12 protein-coding genes are annotated in these 14,306 nt (G+C 61.2%); 7 read left to right on the forward strand and 5 right to left on the reverse strand.

The features are described 5' to 3' along the window. Nucleotides 1–128: 128 nt before the first annotated feature. Nucleotides 129–1,847 carry a PQQ-binding-like beta-propeller repeat protein gene (locus R3F07_19425; protein MEZ5278562.1) on the forward strand — a complete coding sequence of 573 codons (1,719 nt, stop codon included), beginning with the start codon at nucleotides 129–131 and terminating at the stop codon, nucleotides 1,845–1,847. A gap of 126 nt (nucleotides 1,848–1,973) precedes the next feature. On the opposite strand, the gene rdgB is transcribed toward R3F07_19425, so the two are convergent. Genes rdgB through R3F07_19440 form a run of 3 tightly spaced genes read right to left on the reverse strand, consistent with a single transcriptional unit; the run spans nucleotide 1,974 to nucleotide 4,364 of the window. Next, nucleotides 1,974–2,597, reverse strand: coding sequence for an RdgB/HAM1 family non-canonical purine NTP pyrophosphatase (gene rdgB / locus R3F07_19430; GenBank protein MEZ5278563.1), 624 nt, complete (start codon nucleotides 2,595–2,597; stop codon nucleotides 1,974–1,976). Then, nucleotides 2,572–3,732, reverse strand: a complete 1,161-nt coding sequence (gene ribD / locus R3F07_19435) for a bifunctional diaminohydroxyphosphoribosylaminopyrimidine deaminase/5-amino-6-(5-phosphoribosylamino)uracil reductase RibD (protein MEZ5278564.1) — start codon at nucleotides 3,730–3,732, stop codon at nucleotides 2,572–2,574. The genes rdgB and ribD overlap by 26 nt, the downstream gene beginning before the upstream one ends. Then, nucleotides 3,729–4,364, reverse strand: a complete 636-nt coding sequence (locus tag R3F07_19440) for an MBL fold metallo-hydrolase (protein ID MEZ5278565.1) — start codon at nucleotides 4,362–4,364, stop codon at nucleotides 3,729–3,731. The genes ribD and R3F07_19440 overlap by 4 nt, the downstream gene beginning before the upstream one ends. Before the next feature lie 279 nt (nucleotides 4,365–4,643). On the opposite strand from R3F07_19440, the gene leuB reads away from it, so the two are divergent. Genes leuB through R3F07_19455 form a run of 3 tightly spaced genes read left to right on the forward strand, consistent with a single transcriptional unit; the run spans nucleotide 4,644 to nucleotide 8,783 of the window. Then, nucleotides 4,644–5,747 carry a 3-isopropylmalate dehydrogenase gene (leuB, locus tag R3F07_19445; protein ID MEZ5278566.1) on the forward strand — a complete coding sequence of 368 codons (1,104 nt, stop codon included), beginning with the start codon at nucleotides 4,644–4,646 and terminating at the stop codon, nucleotides 5,745–5,747. Nucleotides 5,748–5,776: 29 nt separating this feature from the next. Further along, a complete protein-coding gene (gene alaS / locus R3F07_19450; protein MEZ5278567.1) occupies nucleotides 5,777–8,503 on the forward strand; it encodes an alanine--tRNA ligase in 2,727 nt (908 codons plus the stop codon). A 16-nt stretch (nucleotides 8,504–8,519) separates the two neighbouring features. Next, nucleotides 8,520–8,783: a hypothetical protein gene (locus R3F07_19455; protein ID MEZ5278568.1), complete on the forward strand. Its 264-nt coding sequence runs from the start codon at nucleotides 8,520–8,522 to the stop codon at nucleotides 8,781–8,783. Nucleotides 8,784–8,813: 30 nt separating this feature from the next. On the opposite strand, the gene R3F07_19460 is transcribed toward R3F07_19455, so the two are convergent. Beyond that, a complete protein-coding gene (locus tag R3F07_19460; protein MEZ5278569.1) occupies nucleotides 8,814–9,491 on the reverse strand; it encodes a hypothetical protein in 678 nt (225 codons plus the stop codon). Between the two features lie 75 nt (nucleotides 9,492–9,566). After that, complete coding sequence (locus R3F07_19465; GenBank protein MEZ5278570.1) at nucleotides 9,567–10,157, reverse strand: hypothetical protein; 591 nt, start codon at nucleotides 10,155–10,157, stop codon at nucleotides 9,567–9,569. Nucleotides 10,158–10,685: 528 nt separating this feature from the next. Between R3F07_19465 and R3F07_19470 the strand changes: the two genes are divergently transcribed. From R3F07_19470 to R3F07_19480, 3 genes are read left to right on the forward strand one after another with little or no spacing between them, the layout of a single operon-like run. Next, the gene (locus tag R3F07_19470; protein MEZ5278571.1) at nucleotides 10,686–12,149 is read left to right on the forward strand and encodes an ABC transporter substrate-binding protein; all 1,464 of its coding nucleotides are present in this window, start codon (nucleotides 10,686–10,688) and stop codon (nucleotides 12,147–12,149) included. Continuing rightward, nucleotides 12,146–13,045 carry a sugar ABC transporter permease gene (locus R3F07_19475; protein ID MEZ5278572.1) on the forward strand — a complete coding sequence of 300 codons (900 nt, stop codon included), beginning with the start codon at nucleotides 12,146–12,148 and terminating at the stop codon, nucleotides 13,043–13,045. The genes R3F07_19470 and R3F07_19475 overlap by 4 nt, the downstream gene beginning before the upstream one ends. Nucleotides 13,046–13,058: 13 nt before the next feature. Continuing rightward, nucleotides 13,059–14,234, forward strand: a complete 1,176-nt coding sequence (locus tag R3F07_19480) for a carbohydrate ABC transporter permease (protein ID MEZ5278573.1) — start codon at nucleotides 13,059–13,061, stop codon at nucleotides 14,232–14,234. Nucleotides 14,235–14,306: the final 72 nt, after the last annotated feature.

Genomic DNA, 14,306 nt, shown 5'->3' on the forward strand with positions numbered 1-14,306 from the left:
GACATTCCCAAAAAAATAGCCGTGTGAAAGTCGCATCCGGAAGCGATGGAATGGCTTCTGTTTCCTCTCGCCGCCACCCCGGCTGCGATGACAAATAACCCCAATGAACATCTGAACCTTCAAGATTGATGCTTCGAAATACCTCCCGTCTGTTTGTTACGCTGTTTTCCACCATCACCATCGGCCTGTCTGCGGCCGAAGAGTCATGGACCCGGCCTTTGCCCTCCGAAGTGACCTGGACCAAGCTCGCTCCAAACGGCAGTCTTGTTGTCGGCTATTCCAACGGACTCGGTGTTTTCTCACCGTCGGGTGATAACCTCTGGAACCGCGATGACCTGCGTGACCTGGCCCCCTTCAACGTCAACCCCGTCCCGGAGACCCCATACCTGCTGATCAACGAACACAAGAGCAAGATCCCGCCGAAGGCCCGACTACAGATCATCGATTACACAAGCGGAGAGACTTTCTTCGATTCAGGAGTGGTTCCCGGCAACAATCTAGGGGCCTACCCGATACCCGGTCGCCCGATCGTCCTTTTCGCGATCGATCGACCGGGTGGCCGTGATATCCAGGAGGGCACATTCCTGGTGGCGTTCAGTCTGGTGGACGGCTCGAAAGTCTGGGAGTGTCGTCTCGGCCGGATGGGTTCGCTGAAACTTCACCAGACTGAGACCGGTGGATTCATGCCGAATATGGACCTGAGCGGGCATCCCCTCCCCCTGATTGTTGATGACACGCTCATTCTGACGGGCGAACAGATCATCGCGATTGATCTCGAGGACGGTAAGGAGAAATGGCGGTATAAGCTCGGCGCATACGACCCCGGCTTCAAGCTTGCCTACGCCCGACCCGTTCATGCCGATGGCGTCGTCTATGCCACCGGCCGGAATTCCGTGGTGGCTCTTGATCTGGCGACCGGGAATGAAATCTGGAAAGGGAAGGCTCCGAAGGGATTGCTGCCGGAGTTGGAGGTGGTCGGCGACCTGCTCATCGGCCGGATCGGGGGAACTGTCTCAAATGGAAAAACCTATGTCCAGGTCAAGCCGTTCGGAGCTTTCGCCATTGAACGCTCAAGCGGAAAAGAAACCTGGAGCTGGACCAAGGCCCGCGACTCCATCACGAATCTTCAGATCATCCCGGATCAGGATTTGGTCGTCCTGGCAGACAAGGCGAAACTCTATGCGCTGAAAATCAGCGCGAAAGGAAAGCCCGTGCTGGCCTACGAACTCGATCTGGAGTTCCGCCGCCGAATGGGATCCACGGAAGTCGCGGCCAAGGGCCTCGGAGCAGCTACCGGATTTCTCAGCGGAGGTCTCTCGGGCGGATTGCGTGGCTTGGGCGGCGGCGACCGATCCGACCCCCCTCTGGATATCCGGCAGGTCGGCGACAACCTGATTGTCCGTGGTCAATACCACCTTCTCGCCCACAACGTCGCTCAGCGCAACAACCCGTGGTCGATCGAGTTTTCCCCACCCGGGATGGACAGCTTCGCGCTCGTGGCGATGGGCGCGGTGACTGCGGCCGTCGCCGTCGGCAATGCCGGCTACGGTTACAACAGCGGGAGCTGGGCCCGGAGCGCGGCTGCGGACTCCACCCTTCGACTCAACGATAGCTTTCAGAAGTCTGTGGCCGAACGCTTCGCTGCCTCGGAGGCTGCGCGGGACGTCGCATTCTTCGTGACGGTTGAAGAAAAAGAGCGCTCCCTTGTCGGGATCGACCTGAACACCGGCGAGGAGATCGGTGAGATACCGATGGACGAAAAGGAACCCCAGTTCATGGTGGATAATTTGACCAACCGGGTCTACCACTTCAGAGACCAGAAGGAGATCATCGCCTACGACTTCTGACACCCTCAACGAATTGCGGAAAAGCGAAGACAGCCCGATCATTTCGCCCTCGATCGGGGGAGCAACTGGATCCGATTCGGCTCAAGTCTCCAGGCAACCCATCCGTGGAGCGATCCATCGTCCGGATCAGGCGCTTCCGGTTTCCGAAGGTGAGGATTGCAGCAACCAATCGACCATCTGTGCCAACGCGACCGCCCGGTGACTGATCCGGTTCTTGGCATCCGCATCCAGTTCGGCAAAACTGACGGAGTGACCGTCCGGCACAAATACCGGATCATAACCGAAGCCACCGTAGCCCGATGGCTCCGCGGCAATCCGGCCATGGCAACGGCCATCAAATAAGGCCTCTTCACCATCCGGTCCGAGCAGAATGAGAACGCACCGGAAGTGCGCCGATCTTTCCGCCTCCGGGATCCCCGACAACCGTTCAAGCAGCAGACGGGTATTGTCGCAGTCGCTCGCATCGGGACCCGCAAATCGCGATGAAATGACCCCTGGAGCTCCCTTCAGGAAATCGACGCACAATCCGCTGTCGTCGGCCAGAACCCAGGAACCGGCCGGCACGCGATCCGCCAGCGCCCTCGCCTTCTTGCGCGCGTTGCCCGCGAAGCTGCCGGCATCCTCATCGACGTCCGGCATCCCGCCGATCGCGTCCGCGCCGTTCAAGTCGACGGTCAAACCGGCATCCCGCAAAATGGCCGCCACCTCGCCAAGCTTGTGCCGATTACCCGAGGCCAAAAACAGCTTCATCAACATTCAATCGTCCCGGATAGACCAGGCGCCCCCGCATCAATTCATCACCATCAAAGGTCTCGTGATGCACATTCTCCAACCGGAGTGCCTGTTCCAGCTTTTCTGTTCGCAGGCCGCGCACCACTGCCGGTGCACGGTCGTCCCCGAAAAGGATCGGCGCCCGATAAGAGAAAAGATAGTCCAGCTGACGCTCGCGAACGATTTCGCTGAGCAGGCGCGGTCCTCCTTCGAAATAGACGCCGACGATCCCTTCGTCCACACACCGCTTGCGGAACTCCACCATCGGTACCTGGGTATTGGGCGACGGCAGGATCCAAGCCCGGGCCCCTTCCATTTCGATCCGACGGGCATATCCGGTTCCGGCCTGGTTCGTGGTCACGACGACCGTCCGCGTCTTGAATTCGTCCGTATAGATCGTCGGGAGAATCCGCTCCATGGCAGTGCGCAGCAGTCCGTCAAAGACAAACCGGATAGGGCTCCACTCCTCCAGTCCGTCGATCCTGGAAGTGAGCCTGGGTTGATCCTTCAGGACAGTACCCGCCCCGATCGCGATGGCCGGGAAGAGCCGCCGCCAGCGCATGACGTCCGCCCGGGAACTTTCGCCGGTGATCCACTGGGACTGCCCGGTTCGTGTGGCGATACGCCCGTCAATGGTGGTGGCGATCTTGCCCGCGAAGAGCGGAAGGCCCTTCGTGATCCAGTGATTGAAGATAAGATTCAGATCCTCGCACTCATCGATAAGCACGCGGGTTTCCACCGTTACCCCATGCGTCTTCAGCCACTCGAGACCGGCCCCCGCATGCGCCGGATTCGGATCTGTCGCTCCGACCACCACATGGCGGATGCCCGCCTCGACGATCGCCTCGGTGCAGGGTCCGGTCCTGCCGGTGGTCGAACAGGGCTCCAGCGTGCAGAAGAGGATGGCGCCCGGATTGGGCAGGCGACCGAGCGCCTTAAGGGCTGCCACTTCGGCATGATGACCGCCCGCCTGTTCGTGCCATCCCTCGGCCACGATTTCGCCGTTTTCAACAATGGCCGCGCCCACCATCGGGTTGGGATGGGTCAGTCCCCAGCCCTTTCGCGCGAGTTCGAGACACCGCGCCATGATGCGCTGCTTTTCCATCGAATTCATCGATTGGGTACAAAGGGATTCGACCGGGCTTCGCGGCCAACCGTGGTCTCCGGACCATGTCCGGGAAGGATTCGGGTCGCCTCCGGGAGGGTGTAAATCCGGCTGCGGATACCCCGGGCCAGTGTATCAAAATCCCCCCCAGGAAGGTCCGTCCGGCCGATGCTCCCTGCGAAGAGGGCGTCACCGACAAACGCCACGCCCTCTTCGGGCAGGTAAACGAGGATATTTCCCGGGCAATGTCCCGGGACGTGGCGGACTTCCCCGGTCTGGCCAAGGATCTCCACCCTGTCGCCCTCTCCGATCACACGATCAATCGTCACGGGATCCACCTGAATACCGGGAGGCAGAAAAGCCCGCATCAGGCCCGGAGTTTCAATCAAAGGCCGATCCGCCTCATGGGCCAGGACCGAGGCTCCGGCGGCCCGGACCCGGGCCGCATCACCGGTATGATCCCAGTGGCCGTGGGTCAGGATCAGGGTGGTCAGACGGCATCCCTCCGCATCGAGGACCGGGCGCACCAAGTCAAGAACGTCGTGCGGGGCATCAATGAGGACGGCTTCGCCGCGGACCGAATCGGTCAGGAGGAACGCGTTGGTCCCGATATAGCCCGCCTCAAAGGTGGTGATCTTCATGCCACCTCCAGAATGTCCCGACTGGGAGGGCAGAAGCAACCATTTGATTAGAGAATACAAGAGGCTCGATCGGAGAACGCGGATTCCCACGGAACTCCGGAGTTCTTTGCATCGCCAAGGGCTTCACGCCTCAATCGGACGGATGAGCGGCAGGTCACGGAGGCGTCAGGCCCCTCCTGCCGACCCGACGGATGACGATAGCAGCACGACCGGATCCGGCATGATCCGTAAAGTTTTCCCTTTATTTCCGGGGCGCGGATGTCACACACTCCGCCCCTTATGCAGTCGATCAAGTTCGCCGTATTACCTGGAGACGGGATCGGACCTGAAGTCATGGCTCAGGCCCTGAGGGTTCTCCAACATGTTGCGCCCGATGCCGGTATCGCACTCGAATTTGCCGAGGCCGATGTGGGCGGTATCGCCATTGACCGGCAGGGTTCCGCCTTGCCCGAGAGCACCCTGGAGGTCTGTCGGGCCCACGACGCCATCCTGTTCGGGTCCGTCGGCGGTCCCAAATGGGAGAGCCTGCCTCCCAAGGAACAACCGGAACGGGCCGCCCTCCTCCCTCTGCGCAAGCATTTTTCACTTTTTGCCAACCTGCGGCCCGGCCTGCTTTACCCCGAGCTCTCACCGGCCTCGCCCCTCAAGAATGACCGCATACCGGACGGAATCGACATTCTCTGCGTCCGCGAATTGACCGGCGGCCTCTACTTCGGCCTGCCCAAGGAAACCCGCATCCTTGACAACGGCGATGTCGAAGCCGTCGACACCATGGTTTACCGGCGTTCCGAGATCGAACGCATCACCACGGTGGCGATCGAGGCCGCCCGCCGCCGCCAGGGCCGGATTTGCTCGGTCGACAAGGCCAACGTGCTCGAGACCAGTGTCCTCTGGCGCAAGACCGTGACCGACTTCGTCAGGAAAAACGCCCCGGAACTGAAGCTCTCCCATCTCTACGTGGACAATGCCGCCATGCAACTGGTGCGCGATCCCAACCAGTTCGACGTCATCGTGACCGAGAACATGTTCGGCGATATCCTGTCGGACGAGATGGCCGTGGTCTGCGGTTCACTCGGCATGCTTTCATCGGCCAGCCTCGGCAGCGCCATGAACAGTCACGGGCTCCCCTATGGTCTCTTTGAACCGGCCGGCGGCACCGCCCCGGACATTGCCGGAAAGAACCTCGCCAATCCCTGTGCCCAGATTCTCTCCTCCGCCCTCATGCTTCGGTTCAGCTTCGGGTTGAACGACCTGGCGGCCCGCATCGAGAAAGCGGTCCGCGACGCTGTGGTTTCCGGAGTCCGCACCGGCGACATCGCCTTCGGTGGCCCGGCGGTGGGGACGGTCGAAATGGCCGACGCCGTCATTGCCAACCTGTCCTGATCCGTCCACCGGCCAGAACCCTTTCCTCCATGACCTCCACCGAGCTCCGTCAATCCTTCCTCGATTTCTTCGCCGAGCGTGGCCATACCGTGGTGCCCTCGGCCTCCCTCCTGCCCAGTTCGCCCAATCTTCTTTTCACCAACGCGGGCATGAATCAGTTCGTGCCCTATTTTCTCGGGGAGACAAAAGCGCCTTTCGCGCGGGCGGCAGACACCCAGAAATGCATCCGGGCCGGGGGAAAGCACAACGACCTCGAGGACGTCGGCTTCGACACCTACCACCACACCTTCTTCGAGATGCTCGGAAACTGGTCTTTTGGCGATTACTTCAAGAAGGAATCGCTGACCTGGGGCTGGGAACTGCTGACCAAGGTCTGGGGCATCCCTCCCGCCCGTCTCTACGCCACCGTCTACCAGCCCGCCAGCGGAGACCCAGCCGACTTCGACCACGAGGCTCACGCCATCTGGGCCGGGATCTTCGAGTCCGAGGGACTCGATCCGACGGTTCATATCCTGACCGGAAACAAGAAAGACAATTTCTGGATGATGGGTGACACCGGCCCCTGCGGTCCCTGCAGCGAGATCCACTTCGACCTGACCCCGGAAGGCAACGCCGGTGGCCGCCTGGTCAATCAGGATTCACCGCGCTGCATCGAGATCTGGAATCACGTCTTCATCCAGTTCAACGCCGCAGCCGACGGTTCCTTTTCCCCCCTCGCCCAGCGCCATGTCGACACCGGGATGGGTTTTGATCGCGTGGCGGGCATCATGGCGGCAACCCGGCACTTCACCGATTTCAGCGCCGAACCCTCCAACTATGCTTCGGACCATTTCACACCCATCCTCGCCCGGATCGAGGAACTCTCCGGGCTGACCTATCGTGGTACCGTACCACGGACGCGCAACAACCTGAGCGACCAGGAGAAGACCGATGTCGCCTTCCGGGTCCTCGCCGACCACGCCCGGACCATCTGTTGCGCCATCGCCGACAGCATTCTGCCCGGTAACGAGGGACGCAACTATGTCATTCGGCGGATCCTTCGGAGGGGAATTCTTTACGGACGCAAGATGGACCTGGAAACCGGCTTCTTCGAATCCCTGGTTGATCCGGTGGTGGCCACCCTGGGAGACGTTTTTCCCGAGATCCGTCAGCAGGAAACGGTCATCCGCAGGGTGATCCGGAACGAGGAGGAATCCTTCGGCCGCACCCTCGACCGTGGCCTCCAGATCTTCGAACGGGGTCTCGCGGAGCTTGGAACGACCACGACCATTCCCGGAGCCCTCGCCTTCGAGCTCTACGACACCTTCGGCTTCCCGCTCGACATGACCGCCCTCCTCGCCCTTGAACGCGGATTGAGCGTGGACTCCGACGGATTCCACGCCGCGATGGAACTCCAGCGATCGCGGGGCCGGGCCGCCCAGAAGAAGGAAGTCATCGAAGTCAGCAAGGAAGACGCCGCCGAGAGCACACCCACCCCGTTTGTCGGATACGAAATCCATCCGGCCGCTTCCTTCGATGCCGAAGTCATCGACGTCGTCCGCTCTGCCGACAGCACCTACCTCGTCTTCGACCAGACACCGTTCTACGCCGAAATGGGCGGCCAGATCGGGGACCGCGGGGTCGTCCGGGCCGGAACCCGGACAATCCAAATTTCGGATACAATCAAGGACCGGGGCGGTCGTTTCCTGCACCGGGTCGCCAATCTCGCCGGCTCGGGCAGCGCGACTCTGCCGACGGGCAGCGAGCTTGTCCCTCCTGAATCCGTCGAGCAGCTCAAGGGGAAACGGGTCGAAGTCGGGGTCAACCTGGAAGATCGCCGCGAAATCGAGCGCCACCACACCGCGACCCATCTACTCCACCACGCCCTTCGGCGGGTCGTCGGCAAGCATGTCCGGCAAGCCGGTTCACTCGTGGCCACCGACCATCTGAGGTTCGACTTTTCCCATTTCGAGCCGGTCAGTCCCGCCCAACTGGCCGAGATCGAGTCGATCATCAATCGCCGTGTTCTCGAGAACAGTCCCGTGGCCACGTCCGAGGTGGCCTTCAATGAAAAGCCCGACGACGTCATCGCCTTCTTCGGTGAAAAGTACGGCGACCGGGTCCGGGTCGTCGACATCGGGGGCTACAGCAAGGAGCTCTGCGGCGGCACCCATGTGCGCGCCACCGGCGAACTGGGCCTGGTCAAGCTGCTCGGCGAGTCCGGAATAGCCGCCGGCATCCGCCGGATTGAGGCGGTTTCGGGCAAGGCGGCCCTGCGCCTGGTCGAAGAAAATCAGCGCCATCTGGCCGAACTGGCTGCAAAACTCGGCGCCCCGATCGGCGATCTCGACCGAAAGCTGGAGCAATTGCTCGAGCAACGGGCTGAGGCCGAGAAAACCCTCCGCACCCTCAACCAGAAGGCGACCGCTGGGAAGGCTGGAGAACTGGCCGACCGGGCCCAGGTCAAAGGCGACCTCAGGTGGGTCTCTGCCGTGACGGAAGCCGACGATCCCAATTCCCTCCGCAGCCTCGGGGCCGAGATCCTCGGCCGACTTGGCGAGGGAGTCGTGGTTCTGGGCGCTTCAATCGCCGGCAAGGCAACCGTGGTGGCCTTTGCTTCGCCCAAGGCCGTTCAGGCCGGTCACCAGGCCGGCAAGATCATCAGTCGCCTGGCCCAGGACCTCGACGGCCGCGGCGGCGGCAAGCCGGATTTCGCCATGGGAGGCGGGAAAGACGCATCGCGCTTGCCTGAAGTCATGAAATCATTCAGTATCTGAATTGGGAAACTGACTGATGGATCTGGAACTGATCATCAATGAGACAGCCGATCAGGCAGACGACATTCTTGCCGAAGTAACCTCGCGCAAAGAGGCCCGACCCGTCCTCACGGAATACCTGAAGGAGAACCACCCGGAGCTGGATCCCGATGACCGATTGATTGTGATGGCACGGGTCCTGCAGATCCTCGACGAAGAGGAGTTTTTCGCCACCGGAGCGAATGAGACCGACTCGGTCTGGGGCGAGACCGCCGACGAAGCCGAGGAACCAACCCTTTGAAGGTCGGTCCCGTCAGGTCTCATCCCGGGATTATCCCGCCGACGGTCGCTCGGGATTCCGTTTCGGGGCGGCTGCGGCCCGAATGAAGTGCGCCCAACCTTCGTCGTCTCCACTCCGGAAGAATTCGTAGTTCAGATCCATGTAGGCCGCCGCTTCCCGGGCATGGATCTGCTTGGGATCCCGTGTGCGGTAGCGCATCATGGCCATGGCTCCGACCAGAAAACCCGCTGCGCCAAATCCGACCGCGAAGAAGTAGGCTCCCGTAACGAAATGGCCCGCCGTCGAATCGACCTGCTCAATATCTGAAACCTGCTGCAGCCAGACCAGGTCCGCAGCCAGGCCCACTACCATCCCGTAAACGGTACAGGTCACCGGATTGTCGGTGGCGAGAAAGCTTCTGCGGCGAAAGTGACCGACATTCGGGACGATCCGGGCCAATTGCTCGAGACGGGCATTGGCCGACTCATCGTGGCGCAGCGGGACAAATCGGCGAATACCTCGGAAGGCCCGTGAGAAATCGTCGTAAACCCCGACAAACGTCGACCGCCCCTCGAGAACCTCGCGAACCACCGGATTGTCCTGGTTGATCGAAGCGCGAATGCTCTGCTTCTTTCGCTCGACTATATCGAAACAGACAGTCTCCTTGAATCCCTCGGCCACGCAATGCCGGTCCAGGTCGCGGAAGAGCTGGTATTGATTCTCACGCATCTGACCTGAGTATCAGCGTTCTGCTCCGGAAATGGCGAACCAAATCCACGGGATAGAATCGGACGGTGACTGCCCTCACCGATCAGACCCCGGCTCGAACGGGAATGCCCCCGGCCGGGCGAATCCCTGCTCAAGTTCGGTCACGTCCGAGGCATCCTGCCAGTCGTTGTTTGACGCGATGGATGTCGAGACACCGCCCGGGAATAGACCGAGCTTGGGGTCGACCAGAAACCCCTGCACATTGAACGGAGATTCCAGCCGCGGCCCCATGGCCCGCACCAGCAGCGACTTGCTTTCTGTCCCCCTCATCACGAATCCGGTGATAAGGATCTTGTTCCCGGTGAGCGCATCACCCCGGTTGGAAATGTTGGACAGCCGCCCTCGGGCGATCACCGAGACGCGTAGGGAATCCAACCATACAAAACTGTCCATGGCCGCATTGTCGTCGGCAAGTGATATCGACAATGAGGCCGCCGGCTCACTGATGCCCACCTCCACGATGCCGCTGTACCAACCCTCGCCTTTCGCGATATTGGGAACGATCACGGCCGTGGACAAACCACCCAGACTGCCGTCGCCGGTCACCTCAAGGATCACGCTTGAAGATGCATTATTCTTCGGGCCGACCGTCGCCGGATCCTCACCCAGGTGAGTCGTGATGCGCAATCGATCCAGGGAACCGGATCCTTCCACCAGCGACAGCCCTCCGAGAAAGAAATCGAACCGGATACCACCGATGAAACTCGGGATTCAAAACAGAAATCACCCCTGTTTCATAAAGGGAATTCTGATGGAGGATCTGTCGAAAGACGAGCGCAATTCTCGCTGGAAGCTACTCTAATATATTCTATTGCATGCACTTAAAAAAACTCCACGAAGACCCTTTCCGCATGCCATCTCCGTGACGACGCGGTCGGGCCGCCGGGTAGCCAGATGCGGTCCGAGTCCTTCCTTTCGTCTCCGAATCTCTCCACGGCGCTGCCGGAATCCTTCCCCTGAGGCGGGCTTTCCTGTCTTGCGAATGGGTCGGCCAATGCACCGGAGTCGAAACAACAGGGGATGGGATTGTCTCAACCCGCCGAATCGGGAGGTTCTTTCTCGCGTCAACCACTGCGCAGGCTCGACAAATTCGAGACTTGGCCTGTCAATCAGCCGACCCGTCCATCTGCCCTCGTCTGATCTGTCCCGTCCCAAGTGTTAACCCCTCTCCGCCTTCAGTCCCTCTTCGCTCACTTCGCGGCCCTTCTCGCCACACTGGGGGCCTTGACCGTTACCGGATGCCGGCACGAACGGTCGGATGACGGCCGTGTGCGCATCGTCTATTGGGAAAAATGGACAGGGGCCGAAGCGGTTGCCATGCAGGAAGTGGTCGATCGTTTCAACGTATCCCAGGACCGCATTTTCGTCGAATACCTCGCCGTATCCCAAATCGACCGGAAGACGATCGTGGCCACGGCCGGCGGCGATCCGCCGGATGTGGCCGGAATCTGGCTTGCCCAGGTCGCCACCTTTGCCGACAACAGCGCACTCACTCCGATGGGCCGGTTCATCGAAGCCGACGGCATGACCGTGGAGGGATTTCTCTCACGTTACGAACCGATCTACGCCGACATGTGCCTTAATGCCGGGCACGTTTACGCCCTGCCTTCGACGCCGGCAACCCTGGCGCTCCACTGGAACAAGACCCTCTTTCGTGAAGCCGGTCTCGATCCCGAACGCCCACCCCGCACCCTGGCCGAACTCGACGACTACGCCCGCCGCCTGACCAAGCGTGACCCACAAACCGGCGACATCACCCAACTCGGCTTCCTTCCCCAGGAACCCGGATGGTGGCCCTGGGCCTTCTTTCCCTGGTTCGGCGGCAGCCTCTTCGATGAAAACGGGGAGGTTTCTCTCGGCACCGATCCGGTAAACCTGCAGGCGATGGAGTGGGTTCGCGGCTATACCGTCGAGTATGGGCTCGACGACATCCGGCGCTTTACCAGCGGATTCGGGTCCTTTGCCTCTCCCCAATTCGGATTCTTCTCGCGGCGGGTCGCCATGGTCTTCCAGGGGGTCTGGTTCGACAACTACATGAGCCAGTTTGCTCCCGGCCTCGATTACGGTGTCGCGCCCTGGCCGGAGGCCGGAGGCGGCGCCCCCGGCGCCCCCTTCGCGGTGGCGGACGCCGACATGCTCGTCATTCCCCGTGGAACCCGCCACCCGCGTGAGGCCTGGGAATTCGTCAAGTATGTCAATTCGGAGAACCCCGCGGCGGAGAGCAAGGATGAGTTGGGCGGGATGGAACTGCTCTGCCTGCTCCAGGCCAAAAATTCTCCGCTGCGGCTGTGGAGCCCCTATTTTCTGCGGGCCCACCCGCATCCCTACATCGAAGTCTTCCGCGAACTGGCCCAGAGTCCGCGGGTGACCCACATTCCTTTGGTCGGCGTCTGGCAGGAATACTTCCGGGAAATCCAAACCGTCTTTGATCGTATCCGGCTTCTGGATGTAGAACCGGCCGCCGGCCTGGCTTACGCCCACGCCCGCATCGCCCGGAGCTGGGATCGGCACCGGACGTCGCTCGAACGCCAACGGCGGGCGGCGGCACGAGCAGGCGCAGTCGACGACCCAACGCAACCTGACATGCTCGAATCCACATCTACAGGAGAACATCCATGACCCGGGGTGAATGGCGCAGTCTGCGGGTGGGCCTCGGATTCACCAGCCTCTGGATCATCGGACTTGGGGTTTTCACGCTCTACCCGGTTGCCGCATCGCTCTTTTACAGCTTCTGCGACTACTCCATCCTGCAGCGCCCGGTCTGGGCCGGCCTCGACAACTTCCGCACCATGGCGGGAGACGATGTCTTCTGGATCTCGCTGAAAAACACCCTCATCTTCGCCGGCTTCTCCGTGCCCCTCGGTCTCGTCGTCTCGCTTTCCCTCGCCCTGCTCCTCAATCATGAAGTCCGGGGTCGGGCCGTCTTCCGCACCGTTTTCTACCTTCCCTCGATCGTCCCCATCGTTGCCTCCTCCATGCTCTGGATGTGGATTTTCAACGGCCAGTACGGCGTGCTCAACTGGATCCTCGGTCCGCTCTTCGGCCTCTGGGGCGGCAATCCACCGGCCTGGCTGGGAGACCCGAACTGGTCCAAGCCCGCCCTCATCCTGATGAGTCTTTGGGGAGTGGGCAACTCGACGATCATCTACCTTGCCGGCCTCCAGGACGTCCCCAGGGAGTTCTACGAATCCGCATCGATCGACGGAGCCAACAACTGGCAGCGCTTCTGGCACATCACCCTGCCGATGATCTCGCCCGTCATCTACTTCAATGTCGTCATGGGCATCATCGGGTCCCTCCAGGTCTTCACCCAGGTCTTCGTCATGACCGGCGGCACCGACGGCGGACCCGCCCGCTCGACCCTCTTCTATGCCCTTTACCTCTTCTCCACCGCCTTCTACGACCTGCGGATGGGCTATGCCTCCTCCATGGCATGGATCCTCTTCCTGCTCATTGCGGGCCTGACCCTGATCGCCACCCGGATCGCCAACCGCCGGGTTCACTATTCAACCTGAAGGGCGGGCACCGATGCTGAAACTCACACCCACCGGTCGCTTCGCCGTCTATGCCGGACTCGGCCTCGGCACGATTCTCTTCGCCTTCCCGCTGGTCTGGATGATTCTGACCTCCCTCAAGCCGATCGAGCAGACCATGGTATTTCCGCCCAAGTGGCTGCCCATGGCCTATACCGTGGTCTGGGACAACCAGCCGGTCGAAGTAACCCTCGATGAACGCATCGAAGTACCCAGCGTCCTGGTCGAGCAGACCGCCGGACAGAGAGCCGGGCAACGCACCCTCGTCACCGTCCAGCGATACGACCCCAATGACCCGAACTTCCAGTTGATCCGAAAGGCGGAACCGGGCTGGTGGCTGGTGAGCGAACGCAGCGATTCCATCACCCTGAAGGCCGAGCTCCGGCGCGATGTTGTTCCTGAGGAAGCCATCCGTTCCCAGTTCAAATTCCGCTGGAACAATTACCCCAAAGCACTCGCTACCATGGGCGGGCGCCAATTGGCCGAAGTCGAGGGAACCCTCAAATCCGGAGCAGCCGAAGCCAAACCGGTTGGCTTCGGGACCTTCCTGCTCAACACCGTCATTGTCTGCGTCTTCGGGGTCCTTGGCTCCGTTCTGTCCAACGCCCTGATCGCCTATGGCTTCGCCCGGGTGCGCTGGCGAGGGCGTGATGTCTTCTTCGGATTGACCCTCGCCACCATGATGATCCCATTCCCGGTCCTGATGGTCCCTCTTTACGGGGTCTTCAAATCACTGGGGTGGATCGGCACCCTCTACCCCCTGTGGGTGCCCTCGTTTTTCGGAAGCGCCTTCAATATCTTCCTCATGCGTCAGTTCTTCCGGACCATTCCCGAGGAATTGAGCGAGGCCGCCCGGATCGACGGGTGCAGTGAGTGGCGGATCTTCTGGCGGATCATCCTGCCCCTGAGCCGTCCGGTCCTCGCAGTGGTTGCCCTTTTCCACTTCCTCTACGCCTGGAACGATTTCCTCGGTCCCCTGCTCTACCTGACCCGCAAGGAGACCTTCACCCTGGCCCTCGCCCTGCAGAACTACCAGACCCAGCACGGCGGCGTCCAGTGGAACCACCTCATGGCGGCGAGTGCCCTGACCGTCATTCCGATCATCATCCTTTTCTTCTTCGCCCAAAAAACCTTCATCCAGGGCATCGCCACCACCGGGACGAAAGGCTAGCGTAGTGTAAGAGGAATACCGCGTCCCAAAGCCAGATCGATCTCGACACCCCATCAAGGCGGAATGCTGCCA

It is taken from the genome of Opitutaceae bacterium, assembly GCA_041395105.1.
Lineage (GTDB): Bacteria > Verrucomicrobiota > Verrucomicrobiia > Opitutales > Opitutaceae > B12-G4.